Raw genomic sequence first — 20,639 nt, 5'->3', positions numbered from 1 at the left:
CCCTATCACCAGAGCGGGCTCCAGATAAACCGCTCTACTTATAAAACGATCAATAAATTGCGCAATCGTTTGCTCGCAGGTAGAATCCGGCGCTTTCCCGCAGTCCTGACAGGTAAAACATGAATTTCTTTAAACGGTTGATGTGTCTGATCGCACTGTTTTGCGCCCCCTTCACCCACGCATCCAACCCCGCGTCCGCTCCCATCCTGATCCAGGGGGCGATGGGCGTTGAGGTCGATACCCTGGTCGCCGCCCTGCAAGAGAAGCAGGCGCTGACTATCGGCGCATGGACATTCTGGCAGGGCACGCTGGCGGGCTATCCAGTGGTTATCTCCCGTACCGAGGTGGGTCTGGCCAATGCAGCAGCCGCCACCACCCTGGCCATCGAGCGCTTCAAGCCGCGTCTCATCATCAACCAGGGCACCTCGGGCGGCCATGATCCGGCGCTTCATCGCGGTGATATCGTGATCGCCACCAAGAGCTTCAACATGGGCGCTTATCGCAGTGACTTTACTCCGGCAGATCAGGGCATTGATCCGCGCAAATGGCACAACTTCGAGGTGACCATGCGTCTGCGGGAAAACGGCAAGCTGGTGGAACACTCCTCGTTTGCCGGTGACCCCGAGCTGGTTGGTCGCGCCCTTGGCATGGCCGACCGTTATCAGCATGGTCGCGTGGTGGCAGGCATCATAGGCACTGCCGACGAGTGGAACCGTCAGGTCGCCCGCATTAACTGGCTCCACCAGACTTACAACACGGCGGCCGAAGAGATGGAAACCTCCTCCGCCGCCCTGGTGGCCGAAGCCTACAAGGTGCCCTTTGTCGGGATCCGGGTGCTCTCCAACACCGACCTCCATGGTGAGGAGTTCGATCCGAAAACAGCTATCCACTGCCAGCAATTTGTCATCGACTACACCAAAGCCCTGATCAACAGCTTTAACAAGGCTTGATAGTGTCAGAGAGGCCGCCGCAATGGCGGCCTCTCTGTCTTGTCACCCTCCAGCCCCAACCAGACTGCCATCCTCCATATGCCTCTCAAGTCGGTCAGCAACAATCATCAGTAGACCGCCACCTTGCGCCCGTAGTGACGGTAATACCCCACCAGATTGCTGACCAGAAACAGCCCCTCCATCAGCGCCGCCACCGGTGAGCCCACCAGCAGGTTGTTGCCCAGCCAGCAGAGGGTGCCGAGCAGCATCCAGCGCCGCAGCTGGCGATCGTCAGGGCAAAACGCAGCTCGGGTTTGCAACAGGCTCGCCAGCAGCCCAATCCATGAGAGCAGGCCCTGATAGGTCGCCAGCGCCGCCGCACAGGCCAACCCCATGAAAAACCACATCAAGATGCGGTGAACCAGCCAGATACTGACCAGAAAGCGCACGCTGGCTAGCAGCAACAGGCTGGCGGCCGACCACTGCCCGAGCAGGGCAAAGTGACCGGCATTGAGCGCACAGGAGAGGGCCAGACAGGCCAGGCTCACCACCAGTTGCGACCACAGAAACAGCGACATCATCCACCCCTCGTCCATCATTTGAATGGCGCAGCATGAAGTGGCAACCAGCAGGTGGCATTAACCTGTGTTAATGCGGCGGCGGATCCGCGACAGGGTGACCGGGCTGATACCGATGTAGTTGGCAAGCTGCACCTGAGTGAGCCGCGCAGGCCAGTGAGGGAAGGTATGGCAGAGCTCCCGATAACGCGCTTCGGGAGAGTGCAGCAGCAAAAACGCCTCCTTGCGCTCCTTGTAGCCGAGCTGCTGGCGCAACAGTGCCATGCAGACCGGCCGCCAGGCGGGCTCATCCAGCAGGGCGAGCGGCACCCTCACCACCTGCAGTTCCGTCAGCGCCTCCAGCTGGTAGCGGGCGGGCGACCCCGTGAGCCAGCTGTCATAGAGCAGGCAGAGCTCCCCTTCGAAGTAGAACTCCTTACAGCGCTCCTGCCCGTCCCGGGTGTAGTGGCAGGCACGGGCGATGCCCGCTTCGATATAGAAGGCGACCTCCTGCATCGCCCCCTGCGCCAGCAGCGCCTGACCGGCGCGCAACGTCAGCCGGGGCAAGCGCTGGCAGAGGGCTTCGCTCAAGGCGGTATCCAACCCCATTGTGCACAGAAAGGCGGCCAGTGAGGGAACTTGAGGCGATGAGATCATGAGGGCTCCGGCACAAAACGGCAGCCCACATCATGCCCAAATTACACGGCTGATGCAGCAAGACGTGACCGCATCGGCAAAGGGGGGCGTCAACCGGGCGCCACCTTTGCCCACCCTTGCCCATTGGTTTACAATCGACGGGTTTTTTGGAACCCGGTTGACCTGTGTCGACCTGGCCCCACCACGACATCAGTCTGTTAGTGCCAAGACATTAACCTGCTGAAAAGGAAGAGAATTAGCCAATGGCTCAATTTATTTACACCATGAACAGGGTCGGCAAGGTCGTGCCGCCCAAGCGTCATATCCTCAAGAACATCTCCTTGAGCTTCTTCCCGGGCGCCAAGATCGGCGTGCTGGGTCTGAACGGCGCCGGTAAATCCACCCTGCTGCGCATCATGGCGGGCATCGATACCGATATTGAAGGGGAAGCCCGCCCGCAACCCGGCATCAAGATCGGCTACCTGCCCCAGGAGCCGAAGCTGGATCCGGAGCAGACCGTGCGCGAAGCGGTCGAAGAGGCCGTTGGCGAGGTGAAGCGCGCCATGGCCCGTCTCGACGAGGTCTATGCGGCCTACGCCGACCCGGATGCCGACTTTGACAAGCTGGCCCGCGAACAGGGCGAGCTGGAAGCCATCATCCAGGCTCAGGGTGGCCACAACATGGAAAACCAGCTGGAGCGTGCGGCCGATGCCCTGCGCCTGCCAGCCTGGGATGCCCAGATCAAACACCTCTCCGGTGGTGAGCGTCGCCGTGTGGCACTGTGCCGTCTGCTGCTGGAAAAGCCGGACATGCTGCTGCTGGACGAACCAACCAACCACCTGGATGCGGAATCCGTGGCCTGGCTGGAGCGCTTCCTGCACGACTACGAAGGCACTGTGGTGGCGATCACCCACGACCGTTACTTCCTCGACAACGTGGCGGGCTGGATCCTCGAGCTGGACCGCGGCGAAGGTATCCCGTGGGAAGGCAACTACTCCTCCTGGCTGGAGCAGAAGGACGCCCGTCTGGCTCAGGAAGCCAGCTCCGAAGCGGCCCGTCGCAAGTCCATCGAGAAAGAGCTGGAGTGGGTTCGTCAAAACCCGAAAGGACGTCAGGCCAAGTCCAAGGCCCGTATGGCTCGTTTCGAAGAGCTCAACACCAACGACTACCAGAAGCGCAACGAGACCAACGAGCTGTTCATTCCGCCCGGACCGCGCCTCGGCGACAAGGTGGTGGAAGTGGCCAACCTGCGCAAATCCTACGGTGATCGGGTGCTGATCGACGATCTGTCGTTTGCCATTCCGAAGGGGGCCATCGTCGGCATCATCGGCCCGAACGGTGCCGGTAAGTCGACCCTGTTCCGCATGATGTCGGGTCAGGAGCAGCCGGATTCCGGCGCCATCACCCTGGGTGACACAGTAGTGCTGGCCTCTGTCGATCAGTTCCGCGACAGCATGGATGACAAGAAGACGGTATTCGAAGAGGTCGCTGACGGTCAGGATATCCTGCGCATCGGCAACTACGAGTTCCCGAGCCGCGCCTATATCGGCCGCTTCAACTTCAAGGGTTCCGACCAGCAGAAGCGGGTTGGCGAACTCTCCGGTGGTGAACGCGGTCGTCTGCACCTGGCCAAGCTGCTGCAGACCGGCGGCAACGTGCTGCTGCTGGATGAACCGACCAACGATCTGGACATCGAAACCCTGCGCGCCCTCGAGAACGCCCTGCTGGAGTTCCCGGGTTGTGCCATGGTCATCTCCCACGACCGCTGGTTCCTCGACCGTATCGCCACCCACATCCTGGATTATCAGGACGAGGGCAAGATCGAGTTCTTCGAAGGTAACTTTACCGAATACGAAGAGTGGAAGAAGAAAACCTACGGCGCCGAGGCGATCCAGCCCCATCGCGCCAAATACAAGCGCATCACCAAGTAACTTGGCTGTGCGGCGCGAGTGGCAATCCAGCCGCACCGTTCCAATTACGACAAGCGCATCACCAAATAAGGCTGACTGCGTGTTGAGGGGAGCTTCGGCTCCCCTTTCTATTTCCTTTTAGCTTACAATCCAAGACAGATGCCTTTGCATGGATGTAGCACGATGACGACCCCCATAGAGAAAAAACTCACCATCCAGATCCGGGTTGAACCGGGTTGCCTCGGACCGGATGGCAAGGCGCACATAGAGACCTTCTGTGCCGCTGCCGCCAAGATCTTCGCCGCTATCTACCCTGATCTCGTGAGCTGGGTGCTGATCCCCCGCTACGACAAGCAGCTGCCGGAGCAAGAGTTCTTTATCGAGGGGCGCAAGCTGACCGAAGAGCAGGCCAGTCTCTTTCTGCGCCGCTTCGGCCGCGAACTCGGTGAGGTTCAAGACCGGCTCGACTCCGTGCTGGCCCAACTGGTCGAGCGCTACTTCAAGACCCTTTAAGCCCCCTTTTCCGATAAAAGGTTCTCTGCTGAGAACCTTTTTTTATGCTCAAAAAGCAAACGTTTGAATTTTTGCTCTATTCATTGATCTGCTTCGCAGATCCAGGGTTTGTAAACGGCGCCGCCTGTGTAAAAATGTGCGCGCTGTCACGGTATCAGGACGAGTCTGGTTACTTAACCGCCAGAAACAGGGCAATTTACCCCGCATGGATGGGATAGCCCGTTCCCCTGCTGCTTATTTCACGTCACCTATTGGAATCCAACATGAATCAACAACACCAAGCGGCCAATCAGGCCGCCGGGCAAGGATTGCTTGAGCGTCTGTTTGCCCTGCAAGGCCATGGCACTACCGCCCGCACCGAAGTGATCGCTGGCATCACCACCTTCCTGACCATGGTCTACATCGTGTTCGTCAACCCGCAGATCCTCTCTGCGGCTGGCATGGACACCCAGGCCGTGTTCGTCACCACCTGCCTGATCGCCGGTATCGGCAGCATCCTGATGGGTCTGTTGGCCAACCTGCCGATCGCCCTGGCCCCCGCCATGGGCCTCAACGCCTTCTTCGCCTTCGTGGTGGTCGCGGGTATGGGCTACTCCTGGCAAGTGGGCATGGGCACCATCTTCTGGGGCGCCATGGGTCTGTTGATCCTCACCCTGCTCCGGGTGCGCTACTGGTTGATCGGCAACATCCCGCTCACCCTGCGAGTCGGCATCACCGCCGGTATCGGTCTGCTGATCGCCCTGCTCGGCCTGCACAACGCCGGTATCGTGGTCGCGAGCCCCGCGACTATGGTGACCGTGGGCAACCTCACCTCCCTGCCCTGCCTGCTGGGTCTGCTCGGTTTCTTCCTGATCTGCATCTTCTCTGCCCGTGGCGTTCACTCCGCCGTGCTGATCGCCATTGTGGTCACCACCACCCTCGGCTGGCTGTTTGGTGATGTCACCTTCAAGGGCTTTGTCTCCATGCCCCCCAGCATCGCACCGGTATTCGGTCAGCTAGATCTGATGGGTTCGCTCGACATCAGTCTCGCCGGGATCATCTTCTCTTTTATGCTGGTCAACCTGTTCGACTCCTCCGGCACCCTGATTGGCGTCACCAACCGCGCCAAGCTGGCCGATGATCGCGGCCACTTCCCGCGCATGAAACAGGCGCTGATGGTCGATAGCGTCAGCTCCGTCGGCGGCGCTTTCATGGGCACCTCCTCGGTCACCGCCTTTATCGAGAGCAGCTCCGGCGTCGCCGTCGGCGGCCGCACCGGTCTGACCGCCATCATCGCGGGTATCCTGTTCCTGCTGGCCATCTTCTTCTCCCCGGTTGCCGCCATGGTACCGGCCTATGCCGCCGCTGGCGCTCTCATCTATGTGGGCGTGCTGATGTGCTCCGAGCTGACCCGGGTCAAGTGGGAAGATCTGACCGAAGCGGTCCCGGCCTTCATGACCGCAGTGATGATGCCGTTCAGCTTCTCCATCACCGAGGGGATCGCTGTCGGCTTTATCTCCTACTGCGTGATGAAGGCAGGCACCGGCCGCTGGCGCGAAATCAACCCCTGCGTGCTGGTGGTCGCCCTGCTGTTCGTGCTCAAGTTTGTCTGGGTCGACAGCCACTAACTCCGGCTTCTGCCAAAAAAATGCCAGTCAACTGACCGGCATTTTTTCATTCCGGCGTTGCTATCAACCTGTGCGCTGGCCATAAAAAAATCCGAAACCAGTGGTTTCGGATTTTTGCTATTCAGCATGTGGCAGAGCAGGGTGATCCCCTCACCTGCCACCTCGGCAGAGCTTACTCGGCAGCCATGCGGGCTTCGATGTAAGCCAGGGCGCGGTCGATACGAGCCAGTACCCGCTCTTTACCCACCAGCGCCATCACGGCGTCGATGCCGGGGGACTGACCCAGACCGGTCACGGCTACGCGCAGCGGCATGCCGACCTTGCCCATGCCCTGACCCAGCTCGGCGGCAGTGGCTTCAATCAGCTCGTGCAACGCTTCGGTGGTCCAGCTATCCAGTGCAGCCAGCTTGGCCTTGGCCAGTGTCAGCGGCTCGGCAGCAACGCCGCGCAGATGCTTCTTGGCAGCGGCTTCGTCGATCGCCTCAAAATCTTCGAACAGATAGCGGCTCTGGGCGGCCATCTCGACCAGGGTGTTGCAGCGCTCGGCCAGCAGGGTCACAACCTCTGGCAGCGACGGGCCCTTGCTGGTGTCGATCTTCTGGTCGGCCATGTGCCAGGCCAGATGCTTGGCCACATAGACCGGATCCAGGCTGCGCATGTAGTGGTTGTTCAGCCACAGCAGCTTGTCGGTATTGAAGGCTGAAGCGGACTTGGAGATGGCATCCAGGCTGAACAGCTTGATCATCTCATCAAGAGTGAAGATCTCCTGATCGCCGTGGGACCAACCCAGACGCACCAGATAGTTCAGCAGAGCTTCCGGCAGGTAGCCGTCATCGCGGTACTGCATCACGGAAACCGCACCGTGGCGCTTGGAGAGCTTGGCGCCGTCGTCACCCAGGATCATGGAGACGTGGGCAAACTCCGGTACCGGCGCGTTCAACGCCTTGTAGATGTTGATCTGGCGCGGGGTGTTGTTGATGTGGTCTTCACCACGCACCACGTGGGTGATCTCCATATCCCAGTCATCGACCACTACGCAGAAGTTGTAGGTCGGCGCGCCGTCGGTACGGCGAATGATCAGATCGTCCAGCTCGGTGTTGGCAAACTCGATGCGGCCACGAACGTGGTCATCGAACACCACTGAGCCTTCGGTCGGGTTGCGGAAGCGGATGACGTGCGGCGCATCGGCCGGGTGATCGTGGGCGTGATCGCGGCATTTGCCGTCATAACGGGGCTTCTCGCCGTTGGCCATCTGGCCTTCGCGTAGCGCTTCCAGACGCTCCTTGGAGCAGTAGCACTTGTAGGCGCGGCCATCGGCCAGCATCTCGTCGATGATGCCGTTGTAGCGATCGAAGCGCTTGGTCTGGTAGTAGGGGCCCTCATCCCAGTTCAGCTCCAGCCATTCCATGCCCTCAATGATGGCGTCGATCGCCTCCTGAGTGGAACGTTCCAGGTCGGTATCCTCAATACGCAGCACGAACTCACCGCCCTGGTTCTTTGCAAACAACCAGGAATAGAGTGCGGTACGGGCACCGCCGACATGCAAAAAGCCGGTCGGGCTGGGAGCAAAACGGGTTTTGACTTTCATCTTTAAGCCTTGTGTAGAGGGCCTTGGGCCAATTCGTTAGAAAAAACCGTCGTATTTTAGCACCGACCATCACGGATGGGAAAACCATGACGCCATTGCGGGCTAAAGTAGGGGATTAAATCTGTCACCATTTTCATCTGTAGCCCGATATTTGAAGAGGATCGCAAAACAGAAGCCCCGTTTCCGATTTGCTATGCACAATGCTGGAGAGCTGCCTCCTCCGGTCGATACTCAGATAACGCTCACCACACTTCTCACGCACAAGGAAGAGACGATGCAGTTCCGTTCTATCCAGAATCGCATTCTAGTGATGGCCGGGATCGCCATGACCGCAGCCCTGGTCATCCTGATCCTGCTCAACCAATACTCCGGCCAACAAACCCAACAACTGACCATCAGCTCCAGCCGTGAAGCGCTGCAGCAGGAGGCATGGCAGAAGGTCAGCGCCAACGCCCGCGCCGAAGCGGCCACCATCACCCAACTGTTGCAAAAGGGGCTCTCCTATACCCAGCAGATGGCGAGCGCCCTCGCCCTGCAACAACAGGGCAAACTGCCGCTGGATCGCCAGCAGGCGACCGACCTGCTCAAGGCACAGCTCAACCTGGAACCACAGCTCTATGGCGCCTTCGCCGGCTTCGAGCCCAACGGTTTCGACGGTCAGGATGCCGCCTTCGCTGGCCAGACGGCGCTGGGCAGTGACGACAAGGGGCGCTTCGTGCCCTACTTCTATCGCGACAAGGAGCAAATTGGCACCGATCTGCTGCTCTCCATCGAAAAAACCAACCCGGACGAATTCGGCAATCCCGCCAACGACTACTACGCCTGCCCGAAACGGGAAGGTCGCTCTTGCCTGATCGACCCCTTCAAGGTGGACATCAACGGCCAGCAGGTGCTGGTGAGCACTATCACTACCCCCATTCTGGTGGGCGGTCAGTTCAAGGGGATCGCTGCGCTGGACCTGGCGGTGGACTCCATCAGCCGTCAGGCCAAGAGCCTCAACAGCAACATTTATGACGGCCAGGGGGAAACCCTGATCGTCAGCGCCGCTGGCGTCATTACCGGCACCAGCGGTGATGCCAGCCTGCTTGGCAGCCGCGCCGACAAATTGCTCGGCAATCAGTGGCAGCAGTACCTGAAACCGGAAGTACAGCGTCAGGAGCTGGACGAATCATTCCGTATTTCAGTCCCCATCATGGTGCCGGGGATGAGCCGCAACTGGGCCATCATCGTCACCCTGCCCTACAAGGTGGTGCTAGCTGGGGCCGATCAGCTGGAGAGCCAACTCAACGAGATGAACCGGGCCGCCGTGACCCAGCAACTGGTCGGCGCCTTTATCGTGCTGGTACTGGCGCTGGCCACCATGCTGGTGATTGCCCGCAGCATCACAGGCCCCATCCGTCAGATGGTCAGCCTGGTGGATGACATCGCCGATGGCGAGGGGGATCTCACCAAACGCCTCGCGACCCGCTCGGTGGATGAGCTGGGGGATCTTGCCAAGGGGATCAACCGCTTTATCGACAAGCTGCAAGGGCTGCTCGGGGATGTGCTGAAAACCGCCAGCGAGGTGAACCGTCACGCCTGCGACACCGATCGCATCGCCGGTCAGACCGACACCAACCTGCAACATCATCAGGCGGAGATGGAGCAGATGCTGACCGCGGTACAGGAGATGTCCTATGTCAGTCAGGAGGTCGCCACCCACGCCAACAACACCGCCGACTCGGCCAAACAGGCGCAAGGCGCGGCGGATCAGGGCAAGGAGCGCTTCCAGCAGGTGATCCAGTCGATGCACAAAGTCGCGGCAGAAGCAGGGAAAGGGGCCGAAGTGGTCGAAGGGCTGGCTCACGACAGCGCCCAGATCACCAGCATCCTTACCGTCATTCAGGGGATTGCCGATCAGACCAACCTGCTCGCCCTCAACGCAGCCATCGAGGCAGCACGGGCTGGTGAACAGGGACGTGGCTTTGCGGTGGTCGCCGACGAGGTGCGCAAACTGGCGGGTAATACCCAGCAAGCGGTGCAGAACACCCAGGAGTTGATCGAGAAGATCCGCCAGAGTTCCAGCAATGCGGTCAACGCCATCACCCAGAGCCAGCAGCTGACTCATCAGGCGGTGAGCGAAGCGGATCTGGCGGAAGAGGCGCTCGGCAGCATCTACAAGGCTATCTCCACCATCAACGACATGACCTATCAGATTGCCTCCGCCGCCGAAGAGCAGAGCTCGGTCTCCGAAACCGTCTCCGGCAACCTGTCAAAAACCAACGCATTGGCCAACGACATTGCTCAGGATGCGACCGAAACGGCCAAAGCCAGTCAGGCATTGCGTCAGGCGGCCGACAAATTGCAGCAATTATTGGGTCAATTTCGTCTCAGCTGATAATTTTCCTCTCGCGGACTCTCCCCCTCGGGGGCGAGTCCGTTTACCATAGGCAACGAATTTGCCTGATGGCAGGCAATGTAGTGAGAGGTAAATGCCGTGCCCACCCCGGACCGTCGCCCACGAGGCCATAACAGACGAGCCCAGCAGCGTCGCCAAGACGAATCACAAGGATCCCTGCTCCATCGCATCAATGCCGCGACCCTGTCCCTGCGCCAACGTTTTGGCCAAGGGATGAGCAACCTTGGCCAACGCCGCCAGGATGCCAAAGCAGGCAAATTCAAGCTGTCCAGCCCGCTGCCCCGCAAAAACACCATAGGTCTGCTGATCCTGGTCCCGCTCTGGCTGCTGGTGTTGGCCTGGGAGCCGGCACCGTCCGCCCCCAAAGCCGCCCCTTCCGGCTCGCTGGAAGTGCCGCTGGCCGTGCCTGCTCAGGCCCTCACCGTCGGTAACGGCACGGCAGGCAGTGCGCCTGCGGCAACCAAACCGGTCGAAGAGAAGGTCAACGGCACCTGGCTGCAACACGATGTGCAGGCGGGTGAGACCCTCTACTCCATCTGGCGTAAATTCGAGTTGCCGGGTGCCGAGCTGAGCCGCCTGATCGCCATCGAGGGGCCGGATCGCCCCCTGACCCGTCTGCAATCGGGCCGATCGGTCTTTATTCTGGTAGACGACACCAGCCGCATCCAGCGGGTGGAGATCCGCTCCTACGGTCAGGCGGTCTACCGCTACGACCGGCAGGGTGAAGGGTTCGCCCTCAAGGAATAACAACACGGGAGGCGCTGGCCTCCCGTTTTTTTCGGTCAAATCTCTTCAAATAAGCTACTGACTTCACAATATTTTTAGCTTGTTCAAAAAACGAAAGGGGTCAAATTGACAAGGATCGGCGCTAACGTACAATCGTTTGTGCTTTAGACAGGGATTGTTCTACGTGCTACTGGGACAAATAGACGTGGTCAGTCATGAGCCAACCCCTGCTTGCAAGGCAAATGCAGCCCAGCACGGGCTTAGTTTCATTTTGTTATTGATAGGATTTAGCACATGTCTGACATTCGCACCGGCCAAGTAAAATGGTTCAACGAAACCAAGGGTTTTGGCTTTATTGAGCAATCTCAGGGTCCGGACGTTTTCGTTCACTTCTCCTCCATCCAGAGCACCGGTTTCAAAACCCTGGCTGAAGGTCAAAAAGTCCAGTTCACTGTGACCCAGGGCCAAAAAGGCCCCCAGGCTGAGAACGTTACTCTGGTCTAAACCCGCGCCAGTGAATCATGCAGGAGGAGCCAAGGCCCCTCCTCTTTTTTTGCCCGCAATTTACCCTCTCCGGTCACCACCGCTTGTCTCGTTCAGCCCACAGAGTGAGCCCCCGCATGCCCTTCCTGTTTGGCTGAAACGCGCGGAGTAAACGCCAGATACGACAAAGCATCGCAGCGCGATGTGATGGGCAATTTCGAATATGGATTGGTGTACTTCGAGGAGAGATATTTGGAGCGGGAAACGAGACTCGAACTCGCGACCCCAGCCTTGGCAAGCACGGATCATGCTCTACCAACTAGGTGTTGCTGTGAGTGTCTTGAGAGATTGGATTGACGTACTTCGAGGAGAGAGATTTGGAGCGGGAAACGAGACTCGAACTCGCGACCCCGACCTTGGCAAGGTCGTGCTCTACCAACTGAGCTATTCCCGCAACAGAATGTCATTTGCAAGTGATTGGAGCGGGAAACGAGACTCGAACTCGCGACCCCGACCTTGGCAAGGTCGTGCTCTACCAACTGAGCTATTCCCGCAACGGAATATCACTTACATATATCTACCAGAAACTGTTTGGAGCGGGAAACGAGACTCGAACTCGCGACCCCGACCTTGGCAAGGTCGTGCTCTACCAACTGAGCTATTCCCGCAACAGATTGTCATTTGCAAATGATTGGAGCGGGAAACGAGACTCGAACTCGCGACCCCGACCTTGGCAAGGTCGTGCTCTACCAACTGAGCTATTCCCGCAACGGAATGTCATTTGCAAATAGATTGGAGCGGGAAACGAGACTCGAACTCGCGACCCCGACCTTGGCAAGGTCGTGCTCTACCAACTGAGCTATTCCCGCAACAAATTGTGTTCGAAGGTGCAATGATGATTGGAGCGGGAAACGAGACTCGAACTCGCGACCCCGACCTTGGCAAGGTCGTGCTCTACCAACTGAGCTATTCCCGCATCGGGCTGGACTGAACCAGTTTCATCATCACTTATTGGAGCGGGAAACGAGACTCGAACTCGCGACCCCGACCTTGGCAAGGTCGTGCTCTACCAACTGAGCTATTCCCGCAACTACCTTAAAACAGGCCGTACAGCATTTGGTTGCTTGCGCTACTGTACGGGAGCCGAATTATAAGAGCAGACATTCCAATTGCAAGGGCTTTTTTGTCTGGTTGCGCGCGTTCGCTCAAAAGCTGGCCGAACTGTCGATTTTAGCAACCAAACCGGGGCAACTCCTTGCCAGTGACTCAGATCTTGAAGACGTGGCTGCGATAGAAGCGCAGTTCGGCGATCGATTCGCGGATGTCATCCAGTGCCTGATGGGTGCCGCTCTTGGTGAACTGATCCAGCAATTCCGGCTGCCAGCGACGGACCAGCTCCTTGATGGTGCTGACATCGACGTTGCGGTAGTGGAAGAAGGCTTCCAGTTCGGCCATGTGCTTGACCATGAAGCGGCGATCCTGACCGATGCTGTTGCCACACAGCGGGCTGGTGCGCTCCGGCACCCACTGGCGGATAAAGTCGAGGGTCTCGGCAATGGCTTTCGCCTCGTCGTGCTGGCTCGCCTTGACCCGGGCCACCAGACCGCTCTTGGTGTGGGTGTTGACGTTCCAGTCGTCCATCTTGGCAAGCTCTTCATCACTCTGATGAATGGCGATGACCGGCCCTTCGGCCAGTACGTTCAGATCCTTGTCGGTGACGATGGTGGCGATCTCCAGTACCACGTTCTGTTCGGGGTCCAGACCCGTCATCTCCATGTCGATCCATACCAGGTTCTGCGCGCTGACTGTCATGATTGCTCTCTCTATTGGGAGGAATGGCGGAATTTTGCCAATTTGCATGTATCATACTGGCTTTGGATCTGTTCATAAACTGGCGAATCGAGTGGCAAAGAAAGCAAAACTCAATCTGGGTCAACAAAGGCGCGTCCAGGCCAACCGCGAACGGCGGCTGCAAAAAGATCACACCACTGTGGTGGATGACACCCTGTTTGGCCCGGCCATCGAAGGGGTGGTGATCAGTCGTTTTGGTCAACACGCAGACGTGGAAGCGGTCGATGGCACCATCCACCGCAGCAACCTGCGCCGCAGCAGCATCAGCAGTCTGGTGTGCGGCGACAAGGTGGTGTGGCGTCCTGGCCTCAATGCCGCGACAGCGGGCGTCATCGAGGCGGTACATCCGCGCCACTCGGTACTGACCCGGCCGGACTTCTACGACGGGGTCAAACCCATCGCCGCCAATATCGACCAGATCATCATCGTCTCGGCGGTGATGCCCGAGTTCTCCACCAACATCGTCGACCGCTATCTGGTGGCCGCCGAGGATGTGGAGATCCAGCCGCTCATCGTGCTGAACAAGGTCGATATGCTGGATGACGCGGCGCGCAAGCGCATCGAGCGCCAGCTCGAACCCTATCGCAAGCTTGGCTACAAGGTGATCCTGGTGAGCTGCGAGAGCGGCGAAGGGCTCGATGAGCTCAAGGCCCAGTTTGAAGGCAAGATCAGCATCTTCGTCGGCCAGTCCGGGGTAGGCAAATCGTCCCTGACCAACGCCCTGATGCCGGGGCTGGATGTGCTCACCGGCGAGATCTCCGAAAACTCGGGACTCGGTACGCACACCACTACCACGGCGCGACTCTACCACTTCCCGAGCGGCGGCGATCTGATCGACTCCCCGGGGATCCGAGAGTTCGCCCTCTGGCATCTGGAAGCCGATCGCATCACCTGGTGCTTTATCGAGTTCCGTGACTATCTGGGTGGCTGCAAGTTCCGCGACTGCACCCACAAGGACGATCCCGGCTGTGCCCTGCGGGCGGCAGTCGACAGTGGCGCCATCAGCGCCGATCGCTTCCACAACTATCACCGCATCCTGGAAACCATGCAGGAAGCCCGTCACGGTCGCCAACAGGCGCGCCTGTGACCCTAATAAACCTACGTTGATGATGAACATGAGCATTACTGACAACCTGAAAATTGCCGGTCAATACTGTCTGCCCAAGCACGCCCTCTCCCGTCTGATCGGCAAGTTTGCCGCAGCCGAAGCGGGCAACCTCACGACCAAAGTGATCGAGGCTTTTATCAAGCAGTATCAGGTCGACATGGGCGAGGCGCTGCACGAGAGTCCGGCCCACTACAAGAGCTTCAACGCCTTCTTCACCCGCGAGCTCAAGCCCGGTATCCGCCCGGTGGTTGACGATGCCATGACTCTGGCGCTGCCGGTGGATGGCACCGTCAGCCAGCTCGGTCCGATCCAGCAGGGCCGCATCATTCAGGCCAAGGGCCACGACTACAGCGCCCGCGAGCTGCTGGGTGGCTATGAGGATCTGGTGGCGCCGTTCAAGGATGGCGACTTCGCCACCATCTATCTGGCGCCCAAGGATTACCACCGCATCCATATGCCGCTGGACGGCGTGCTGGAGAGCATGGTGTTCGTGCCGGGGGATCTCTTCTCCGTCAACCCGCTCACCGCCGAGAACGTGCCCAACCTGTTTGCCCGCAACGAGCGGGTGGTGGCCACCTTCCGCACCCCGCACGGCCCCATGGCGCTGGTGCTGGTCGGTGCCACTATCGTGGCCAGCATCGAAACCATCTGGGCCGGCAGCATTGCGCCAACCAAAGAGAAGAAGGTGGTGCGCTGGGACTACACCGGCGATGAGGCCATTACCCTGCAGAAAGGCGCCGAGATGGGCCTGTTCAAGCTGGGCAGCACCGTGGTCTGCCTGTTTGGCCCGGGCATGCTGGCCGGTTTCGAACCCCATCTGGCCAATGGCGTCACCACCCGCATGGGTCAGCCCTTTGCCAAGCTGGCGGAGCAGGCATGAGCGAGCAACCGAACGCCTCGCAGAAGAACAACCCGCTGCACGGGCTGACGCTGGAAGCCATCGTCACCGCGCTGGTCGAATACTACGGCTGGGAAGAGCTGGGGCAGCAGATCAATATCCGCTGCTTCACCGATAATCCCAGCATCAAGTCCAGCCTGAAGTTCTTGCGCAAGACCCCCTGGGCTCGGGAGAAGGTCGAAAGCCTCTACCTCTACGTCCAGCGCAAGCAAGCCAAATCGAAGAAGGAAGGGCAAGATGGCCTTTAAGATTACCTACACCTATAAAAAACAGGCCAAAGAGATCGGCTACGCGAACGACAAGTTCCGCAGCATCTACGACGCCATCGCCGCTGCCGAAGGGCTGGATCTCACCAGTTTTCACGCCATGGAGGCCCAGCTGGCTCAGGTTTGTCGCCGTGACAAAAAGAGCGTGAAGGATTATCAGGAGAACTACTTCAAAGAGTTGGGATTCTCCAACATCGTCATCGAACGGGATCTTCAGGAGTAACCATGCGCACCTTGACTCTGATGGCCGCTTCTCTGCTGCTGGCGGCATGCAGTACACAGGAACAACATCTGGTGGGCAGCGATCGCGACAGTCACGGCTGTATCGGCAGTGCGGGCTATCAGTGGTCAGCACTGACTGGCAAATGTGTGCGCCTGTTTGAGCAGGGTATCCGGCTCAATCCGACCGATGCCAGCCAGACCAGCAGCGCCTTCGTGCTGTTCAACACCGACCAGACGCAGGCCGAACTGCATCTACCAAGCGGCGAGCAGCACCTGCTGACCCGTCAAGGTGCGGAGGGCAACTGGTCGTGGCAGGGCAGCGGCTACACCCTCTTTATCTGGAAGGGTTATGTGCTCAAGTCCGGTGACAAGGCGCTCTATCACGGGGAATAACCCGATCGCCTGATATCTTCCCGATATCCACCAAATAAAATGCCGACCCAAGAGTCGGCATTTTTGTATCTGACACAACAGGTTATCAGGCACGGCTGAGGTAATCGGCCTGCCCTACCCACTTGTAGCTGGTAAGCTCGGTCAGCCCCATGGGGCCACGGGCGTGCAGCATCTGGGTCGAGACCGCCACTTCAGCGCCCAGACCAAACTGGCCGCCATCGGTGAAGCGGGTGGAGGCGTTGACGTAGACCGCCGCCGAACCGGCGCCATTGACGAAACGCTCGGCATTGGCCAGATCGTTGGTGAGGATGGCATCGGAGTGGCCGGCGTTGTGCTCGCGCATATGGGCCAGCGCTTCGTTCACATCCGCCACCAGCTTGACCCCCAGGGTCAGCCCGAGCCACTCGGTATCGAAATCCTCCGGCCCCGCCTCGCACAGGTTGTCGGCCCCCGCCAGCAGCGCCATGGCGTTGGCCGCGGCCACCATAGTCACCTTGCGCTCGTTCATCAGCGTCACCAGCTGCGGCAGGAAGGTGGCAGCCACCTTCTCGTGTACCAGCAAGGTATCGAGGGCATTGCAGGCGGAGGGGCGCTGCACCTTGGCGTTGTCGATAACCGCCAGGGAGCGATCCAGATCGGCGCTCTCGTCGACAAAGATATGGCTGATGCCAAACCCGCCGATAATGACCGGGATGGAGCTGTTCTCCTTGCACATCTTGTGCAGCCCGGCACCACCGCGGGGAATGATCATGTCCACATAACGATCGAGGCGCAGCAACTCGCCGACCAGCGCCCGATCCGGATTGTCGATGTACTGCACCGCCGCCTGCGGCAAGCCGGAGGCGACCAGCGCATGCTGGATCACCTGCACCAGCTCCAGATTGGAGTGGAAGGTCTCGCGCCCGCCACGCAGTATGCTGGCATTGCCGGTCTTGAGGCAGAGGCTGGCGATGTCGATGGTGACGTTGGGGCGCGCCTCATAGATGACGCCGATAACGCCGATGGGCACCCGCCGACGGGAGAGCCGCAAGCCATTCTCCAGCACCCGGCTATCCATTTCGGCACCGACCGGATCATCCAGCGTGATCACCTTGCGCACATCGGCCACGATCCCGGCCAGACGAGCCGGATTGAGCAGCAGGCGATCCAGCATGGCCTCTGACAAGCCAGCCTCACGGCCAGCCGCGATATCCTTGTCGTTGGCCGCGAGGATCTGCTCGCTTCGCGCCTCCAGCTCGTCGGCGATGGCGGCCAGCGCCCGATTCTTCTGCGCCGTGCTGATGGTGGCCAGCTGATAGGCGGCTTCACGGGCCGCCTGCCCCATTTTCTCCAGACTCATCTCGGTTCCCTTTTATTCATGCTGTGCCGCCCTGATTAGAGCAGCACCCTATTATCTCGGTGGATAGCCCACAGATCCCGTAGCCATCGTTGGCTCTGGGCTGCTAACACCGATCCACTCAGAGCAGCACCATATCGTCTCGATGGATGGCTACTGAACCATATCCATAGCCCAGTACCTGCTCAATCTGATCCGAGTGAACACCGCGCAGCTTCTCCAGCTCCAGATGGTCGTAACGGCAGATGCCGCGCGCCAGCTCAACCCCCTTGGGATCGAGAATGCGCACCACATCGCCCCGGATGAAGTCGCCCCTGACCGCGACGATCCCCTTGGGCAGCAGGCTGGAACCTTTATCCTTCATGGCGGCGACAGCCCCCTGATCCACCTGCACTTCGCCGTGAGGGGGTGGGCCTGCCAAAATCCAGCTCTTGCGCCCCTCCAGCGGGGAAGCCAGCGCCGGGAACAGGGTGCCGATCCGCTCGCCCTTGGCGAGACGACCGATCACCTCCGGCATCTGGCCGGTGGCGATCACCACGTTGACCCCGGCACGGCGCGCCACATCGGCCGCCTGCAGCTTGGTAGCCATGCCGCCGGTGCCAAGGCCACTGACGCTGTCACCCGCCAGCGAGCGCAGGGTATCGTCGATGGTCTGCACCTCTTCGATCAGCTGGGCATCCGGATTGGTGCGCGGATCGGCGGTAAACAGCCCCTTCTGGTCGGTCAGCAGGATCAGCAGATCCGCATCCGCCAGGATGGCGGCACGAGCGGAGAGGTTGTCGTTGTCGCCCACCTTGATCTCGGCGGTCGCCACCGCGTCGTTTTCGTTGATCACCGGAATGATCCGGTGATCAAGCAGGGTACGCAGGGTGTCGCGGGCGTTGAGGTAGCGTTCGCGATCTTCCAGATCGGCACGGGTCAGCAGCATCTGGCCGATATGCAAGCCATAGAGGTTGAACAGATCCTGCCATACCCGAATAAGCTGGGTCTGACCAACGGCCGCCAGCATCTGCTTGTTGGGCAGGGTTGGCGCCAGTGGCGGGTGGCCCAGATGTTCACGCCCGGCGGCGATAGCCCCCGAGGTGACGACCACGACCCGATGGCCGTGACGGTGCAAGGCCGCACACTGTCTGACCAGCTCGACCATATGGGCACGATTGAGCTGGGAAGACCCCCCTGTGAGCACGCTGGTGCCCAACTTGACGACTATGGTTCTGTTTTCCATGGGAGCATAAAGGCTAAAAAAGTAAGGAATATCTTTATACCCACGGCCATGGAGCCCTGCAAGGCAATTAACGTCGGGGGTGAGGAGATGGGGGAAAAGGCCTTGATTGTTGCGAGCGGAGTGGAAAATAACTGACTGATGGCCCGGCAAGCAGCGTAACGCGGCTTGCCGGGCATCAGGGCTCAGGCAGCGGTGACGCTCAATTCGTTGGTGACCTGCTCGGCAGGCACCAACTGGCACTCCAGTGCCGTCAGTTTGTCGCTGATGAGCTTGTAGAAACGGTTGAGGGTTCGCTCCACCTCGACCTGGTGCTTCTTGGGGATCGGCTTGTCCAGCCACTCGCCATCAGCATTGTAGAAACCGAGCTGATAGTGATAACGAAAATGGTGATCGTCCTGCTCCAGCACCAGCCACCAGCCCCAGAACTCCCGTTTGTCCGGCGCCGGCTTGGCGCTGACGCAGACCGACAGGCAGTCGAAACGATAACGCCCCTCTTCGCAGAGATCTTCGCGCAAATAGGGGCCAATGGCAGCGAACTGCCGCAGCAGTCGCTTGTAGGTCACTTTTTCAGACATGTTAACCTCCCTGTTAAACAAGCCGCGCCACCTCGGGATGGCGTCAGTTTTTTAGCGCAATATCAGGTACACAAATGCTGTTTCAGCCACTCGACGATTTCGTCCAGCGCCTTGTCATACACCTCCAGCAAAGGCTGCTTGTCGAAGACGATAGCCTTGCCATTACGACTGGCCGCCGCCAATGCCCGAACATCCTGCTCGGGACAAATAAAATCTCGCTTGTGTCCAATACTCAATATCGGCACAGAGGTGCGAGTCCCCAGTAATCCTTGCGTTTTCAGTGAAAATACCTGGCACTTGGTGCGCATGGCATCCCACTGCGCCGCATCGGCCCCCAACCGGTTGGCCAGACTGTCCCGCATCATGCGCGGGCACTTGGCAAACAGCTCCTGATTGGTAAACACCTGATTGACCCCGGCCCCGACACAGACCACGGTACGCAGCTTGAACGGTTCGATAAAGGCCAATCTGGCGGCGACATTCCCCGCCAGACGCATCCCCACCATGGCGATACGCTGATGATCGACCCAGGCCACCTCGGAGAGGTAATGCAGCACCGCCTGATGGAGTCGGCTGGTATCCTGCACCAGCGGCCAATGCTCGGCATAGCCGATGCCCGGCATGTCGAGAGAGAGCATGCCGATGCCATGGGGTTCGAGTCGCTTGAGATAGAAGTTGAGGAAATCGAGCTGCAGTGAGTCGATCCCGCCGCTGATGATCACCAGCGGCACCGGTTTGTCGGTGGTCGGCAGGTGGAGATAACCCTGAATATTCTTGCCGCGAAAGGGCACCTGGATCTCTTTGAGCGGCACCTTGAACAGGCGGCCAGCCTCGCGATAGGCCATGTTGCCAAGCAGTTGGGCCTGATCCGCCAGTTCGTCGTCTTTGAGATGGGGATAGCTGGCGATGGAGTAGTAGCGCACCGCCTTGAGCAGCTGTTTCAGCGCGCCCGAGGCATCCCCCTGCTCGCGCAGCTCGCGGCCCTGTTTGAAGTAGTTGCCAGCCACCTGGCTCCATTCGTAGATCCAGTTGCCGGGCACATAGCCCTTGATGGTATCGAGATAGCAGTCGTGAGTGCGCTCACCCGTCGCCATGGCGATGCGGGCCAGGGTCTGCTCCACCTCGATCGGATCAGCCCCCTGCCAGGCCCAGGAGGGTCGGCGCAGCAGGCGATACCAGCTCTTTGACATGGAGCCGTCGATAAACATCTCGTCTGACGCGGCCTCCGCCAGATCAGCCGGGCTGGAGTTGGAGATCTCGGATGTTTCCAATACCTTCTTGACGCGGGTAAAGAGCTGTTCGGTCAGGTTTAGGTCGTCGTTCAAGTCCAAGATAGTGTCTCATTCATATCAGGCAATGGCCCATCTTAACCACTTTTAGCGCCACTCAGCCACCCCGCAACAGATTGATAGACAAAA

At 59.5% G+C, this 20,639-nt stretch carries 20 protein-coding genes and 7 tRNA genes; 12 read left to right on the top strand and 15 right to left on the bottom strand.

The annotated features are described in order from the left end of the window. Positions 1-119: 119 nt before the first annotated feature. A complete protein-coding gene (gene mtnN / locus BN1115_RS07435; protein ID WP_042656680.1) occupies positions 120-950 on the top strand; it encodes a 5'-methylthioadenosine/S-adenosylhomocysteine nucleosidase in 831 nt (276 codons plus the stop codon). Positions 951-1,057: 107 nt separating this feature from the next. Here the strand turns inward: mtnN and BN1115_RS07430 are convergent, their stop codons facing one another. Beyond that, entirely contained in the window at positions 1,058-1,510 is a 453-nt protein-coding gene (locus BN1115_RS07430) for a YgjV family protein (RefSeq protein WP_082034815.1), read from the bottom strand. Between the two features lie 57 nt (positions 1,511-1,567). Then, entirely contained in the window at positions 1,568-2,143 is a 576-nt protein-coding gene (locus tag BN1115_RS07425) for a Crp/Fnr family transcriptional regulator (protein WP_042656678.1), read from the bottom strand. 242 nt (positions 2,144-2,385) lie between these two features. Between BN1115_RS07425 and ettA the strand changes: the two genes are divergently transcribed. From ettA to BN1115_RS07410, 3 genes are all read left to right on the top strand, one after another. Beyond that, positions 2,386-4,053 (top strand): energy-dependent translational throttle protein EttA, encoded by a 1,668-nt coding sequence (gene ettA, locus BN1115_RS07420; protein WP_042059996.1) that lies wholly within the window; start codon positions 2,386-2,388, stop codon positions 4,051-4,053. 162 nt (positions 4,054-4,215) lie between these two features. Continuing rightward, complete coding sequence (locus tag BN1115_RS07415; protein WP_042656677.1) at positions 4,216-4,545, top strand: hypothetical protein; 330 nt, start codon at positions 4,216-4,218, stop codon at positions 4,543-4,545. Positions 4,546-4,808: 263 nt separating this feature from the next. Further along, complete coding sequence (locus BN1115_RS07410; RefSeq protein ID WP_042656676.1) at positions 4,809-6,152, top strand: NCS2 family permease; 1,344 nt, start codon at positions 4,809-4,811, stop codon at positions 6,150-6,152. 172 nt (positions 6,153-6,324) lie between these two features. Here BN1115_RS07410 and gltX read toward each other — a convergent pair whose 3' ends face one another. Beyond that, positions 6,325-7,740 carry a glutamate--tRNA ligase gene (gene gltX, locus BN1115_RS07405; protein WP_042656675.1) on the bottom strand — a complete coding sequence of 472 codons (1,416 nt, stop codon included), beginning with the start codon at positions 7,738-7,740 and terminating at the stop codon, positions 6,325-6,327. A gap of 274 nt (positions 7,741-8,014) precedes the next feature. Here gltX and BN1115_RS07400 point away from each other — a divergent pair, with 274 nt between their 5' ends. The 3 genes from BN1115_RS07400 (at position 8,015) to BN1115_RS07390 (ending at position 11,368) form a co-directional block, all read left to right on the top strand. Then, positions 8,015-10,117, top strand: coding sequence for a methyl-accepting chemotaxis protein (locus BN1115_RS07400; RefSeq protein WP_042656674.1), 2,103 nt, complete (start codon positions 8,015-8,017; stop codon positions 10,115-10,117). 99 nt (positions 10,118-10,216) lie between these two features. Then, the gene (locus tag BN1115_RS07395) at positions 10,217-10,885 is read left to right on the top strand and encodes a LysM-like peptidoglycan-binding domain-containing protein (RefSeq protein ID WP_042656673.1); all 669 of its coding nucleotides are present in this window, start codon (positions 10,217-10,219) and stop codon (positions 10,883-10,885) included. A 273-nt stretch (positions 10,886-11,158) separates the two neighbouring features. Continuing rightward, the gene (locus tag BN1115_RS07390; protein ID WP_042010507.1) at positions 11,159-11,368 is read left to right on the top strand and encodes a cold-shock protein; all 210 of its coding nucleotides are present in this window, start codon (positions 11,159-11,161) and stop codon (positions 11,366-11,368) included. Positions 11,369-11,725: 357 nt separating this feature from the next. On the opposite strand, the gene BN1115_RS07385 is transcribed toward BN1115_RS07390, so the two are convergent. The 8 genes from BN1115_RS07385 to orn all read right to left on the bottom strand — a co-directional run bounded on the left by BN1115_RS07385 (position 11,726) and on the right by orn (position 13,159). Continuing rightward, a tRNA-Gly gene (locus BN1115_RS07385) sits at positions 11,726-11,801 on the bottom strand. A 24-nt stretch (positions 11,802-11,825) separates the two neighbouring features. Further along, positions 11,826-11,901, bottom strand: a tRNA-Gly gene (locus tag BN1115_RS07380). Positions 11,902-11,939: 38 nt separating this feature from the next. Then, positions 11,940-12,015 (bottom strand) — tRNA-Gly (locus BN1115_RS07375). Positions 12,016-12,039: 24 nt separating this feature from the next. Further along, positions 12,040-12,115 (bottom strand) — tRNA-Gly (locus BN1115_RS07370). A 25-nt stretch (positions 12,116-12,140) separates the two neighbouring features. Then, positions 12,141-12,216 (bottom strand) — tRNA-Gly (locus BN1115_RS07365). Positions 12,217-12,247: 31 nt separating this feature from the next. Beyond that, positions 12,248-12,323 (bottom strand) — tRNA-Gly (locus BN1115_RS07360). Between the two features lie 36 nt (positions 12,324-12,359). Next, positions 12,360-12,435: transfer RNA gene (locus tag BN1115_RS07355), tRNA-Gly, on the bottom strand. 178 nt (positions 12,436-12,613) lie between these two features. Continuing rightward, on the bottom strand, positions 12,614-13,159 hold the full coding sequence (gene orn, locus BN1115_RS07350; RefSeq protein WP_042656672.1) for an oligoribonuclease: 546 nt from the start codon (positions 13,157-13,159) through the stop codon (positions 12,614-12,616). A gap of 91 nt (positions 13,160-13,250) precedes the next feature. Between orn and rsgA the strand changes: the two genes are divergently transcribed. The 5 genes from rsgA to BN1115_RS07325 are packed head-to-tail and all read left to right on the top strand — an operon-like array spanning position 13,251 to position 16,085. After that, positions 13,251-14,285, top strand: coding sequence for a small ribosomal subunit biogenesis GTPase RsgA (rsgA, locus tag BN1115_RS07345; RefSeq protein ID WP_042656671.1), 1,035 nt, complete (start codon positions 13,251-13,253; stop codon positions 14,283-14,285). A 28-nt stretch (positions 14,286-14,313) separates the two neighbouring features. Further along, positions 14,314-15,186: an archaetidylserine decarboxylase gene (gene asd / locus BN1115_RS07340; RefSeq protein WP_042656670.1), complete on the top strand. Its 873-nt coding sequence runs from the start codon at positions 14,314-14,316 to the stop codon at positions 15,184-15,186. Beyond that, entirely contained in the window at positions 15,183-15,452 is a 270-nt protein-coding gene (locus BN1115_RS07335) for a VF530 family protein (protein WP_005338981.1), read from the top strand. The genes asd and BN1115_RS07335 overlap by 4 nt, the downstream gene beginning before the upstream one ends. After that, positions 15,442-15,693 carry a DUF2960 domain-containing protein gene (locus BN1115_RS07330; RefSeq protein WP_005338984.1) on the top strand — a complete coding sequence of 84 codons (252 nt, stop codon included), beginning with the start codon at positions 15,442-15,444 and terminating at the stop codon, positions 15,691-15,693. The genes BN1115_RS07335 and BN1115_RS07330 overlap by 11 nt, the downstream gene beginning before the upstream one ends. A gap of 2 nt (positions 15,694-15,695) precedes the next feature. Further along, positions 15,696-16,085: a hypothetical protein gene (locus BN1115_RS07325; RefSeq protein WP_042656669.1), complete on the top strand. Its 390-nt coding sequence runs from the start codon at positions 15,696-15,698 to the stop codon at positions 16,083-16,085. 85 nt (positions 16,086-16,170) lie between these two features. Here BN1115_RS07325 and BN1115_RS07320 read toward each other — a convergent pair whose 3' ends face one another. The 4 genes from BN1115_RS07320 to frsA all read right to left on the bottom strand — a co-directional run bounded on the left by BN1115_RS07320 (position 16,171) and on the right by frsA (position 20,552). Beyond that, complete coding sequence (locus BN1115_RS07320) at positions 16,171-17,424, bottom strand: glutamate-5-semialdehyde dehydrogenase (RefSeq protein ID WP_042656668.1); 1,254 nt, start codon at positions 17,422-17,424, stop codon at positions 16,171-16,173. Between the two features lie 118 nt (positions 17,425-17,542). After that, on the bottom strand, positions 17,543-18,646 hold the full coding sequence (gene proB, locus BN1115_RS07315; protein ID WP_042656667.1) for a glutamate 5-kinase: 1,104 nt from the start codon (positions 18,644-18,646) through the stop codon (positions 17,543-17,545). 182 nt (positions 18,647-18,828) lie between these two features. Further along, positions 18,829-19,221 carry a sigma factor-binding protein Crl gene (crl, locus tag BN1115_RS07310; RefSeq protein WP_042059969.1) on the bottom strand — a complete coding sequence of 131 codons (393 nt, stop codon included), beginning with the start codon at positions 19,219-19,221 and terminating at the stop codon, positions 18,829-18,831. Positions 19,222-19,283: 62 nt separating this feature from the next. Next, positions 19,284-20,552: an esterase FrsA gene (gene frsA / locus BN1115_RS07305; protein ID WP_042656666.1), complete on the bottom strand. Its 1,269-nt coding sequence runs from the start codon at positions 20,550-20,552 to the stop codon at positions 19,284-19,286. Between the last annotated feature and the right edge of the window lie 87 nt (positions 20,553-20,639).

This window comes from Aeromonas allosaccharophila (genome assembly GCF_000819685.1).
Classification (GTDB): domain Bacteria; phylum Pseudomonadota; class Gammaproteobacteria; order Enterobacterales; family Aeromonadaceae; genus Aeromonas; species Aeromonas allosaccharophila.
This window is presented reverse-complemented; position numbering and strand designations above follow the sequence as displayed.

Excerpts from the sequence above, each read along its gene's own strand:
- mtnN (WP_042656680.1), top strand. The coding sequence starts at position 120 with ATGAATTTCTTTAAACGGTTGATGTGTCTGATCGCACTGTTTTGCGCC.
- BN1115_RS07430 (WP_082034815.1), bottom strand. The coding sequence starts at position 1,510 with ATGATGTCGCTGTTTCTGTGGTCGCAACTGGTGGTGAGCCTGGCCTGT.
- BN1115_RS07425 (WP_042656678.1), bottom strand. The coding sequence starts at position 2,143 with ATGATCTCATCGCCTCAAGTTCCCTCACTGGCCGCCTTTCTGTGCACA.
- ettA (WP_042059996.1), top strand. The coding sequence starts at position 2,386 with ATGGCTCAATTTATTTACACCATGAACAGGGTCGGCAAGGTCGTGCCG.
- BN1115_RS07415 (WP_042656677.1), top strand. The coding sequence starts at position 4,216 with ATGACGACCCCCATAGAGAAAAAACTCACCATCCAGATCCGGGTTGAA.
- BN1115_RS07410 (WP_042656676.1), top strand. The coding sequence starts at position 4,809 with ATGAATCAACAACACCAAGCGGCCAATCAGGCCGCCGGGCAAGGATTG.
- gltX (WP_042656675.1), bottom strand. The coding sequence starts at position 7,740 with ATGAAAGTCAAAACCCGTTTTGCTCCCAGCCCGACCGGCTTTTTGCAT.
- BN1115_RS07400 (WP_042656674.1), top strand. The coding sequence starts at position 8,015 with ATGCAGTTCCGTTCTATCCAGAATCGCATTCTAGTGATGGCCGGGATC.
- BN1115_RS07390 (WP_042010507.1), top strand. The coding sequence starts at position 11,159 with ATGTCTGACATTCGCACCGGCCAAGTAAAATGGTTCAACGAAACCAAG.
- orn (WP_042656672.1), bottom strand. The coding sequence starts at position 13,159 with ATGACAGTCAGCGCGCAGAACCTGGTATGGATCGACATGGAGATGACG.
- asd (WP_042656670.1), top strand. The coding sequence starts at position 14,314 with ATGAGCATTACTGACAACCTGAAAATTGCCGGTCAATACTGTCTGCCC.
- BN1115_RS07335 (WP_005338981.1), top strand. The coding sequence starts at position 15,183 with ATGAGCGAGCAACCGAACGCCTCGCAGAAGAACAACCCGCTGCACGGG.
- BN1115_RS07330 (WP_005338984.1), top strand. The coding sequence starts at position 15,442 with ATGGCCTTTAAGATTACCTACACCTATAAAAAACAGGCCAAAGAGATC.
- BN1115_RS07325 (WP_042656669.1), top strand. The coding sequence starts at position 15,696 with ATGCGCACCTTGACTCTGATGGCCGCTTCTCTGCTGCTGGCGGCATGC.
- BN1115_RS07320 (WP_042656668.1), bottom strand. The coding sequence starts at position 17,424 with ATGAGTCTGGAGAAAATGGGGCAGGCGGCCCGTGAAGCCGCCTATCAG.
- proB (WP_042656667.1), bottom strand. The coding sequence starts at position 18,646 with ATGGAAAACAGAACCATAGTCGTCAAGTTGGGCACCAGCGTGCTCACA.
- crl (WP_042059969.1), bottom strand. The coding sequence starts at position 19,221 with ATGTCTGAAAAAGTGACCTACAAGCGACTGCTGCGGCAGTTCGCTGCC.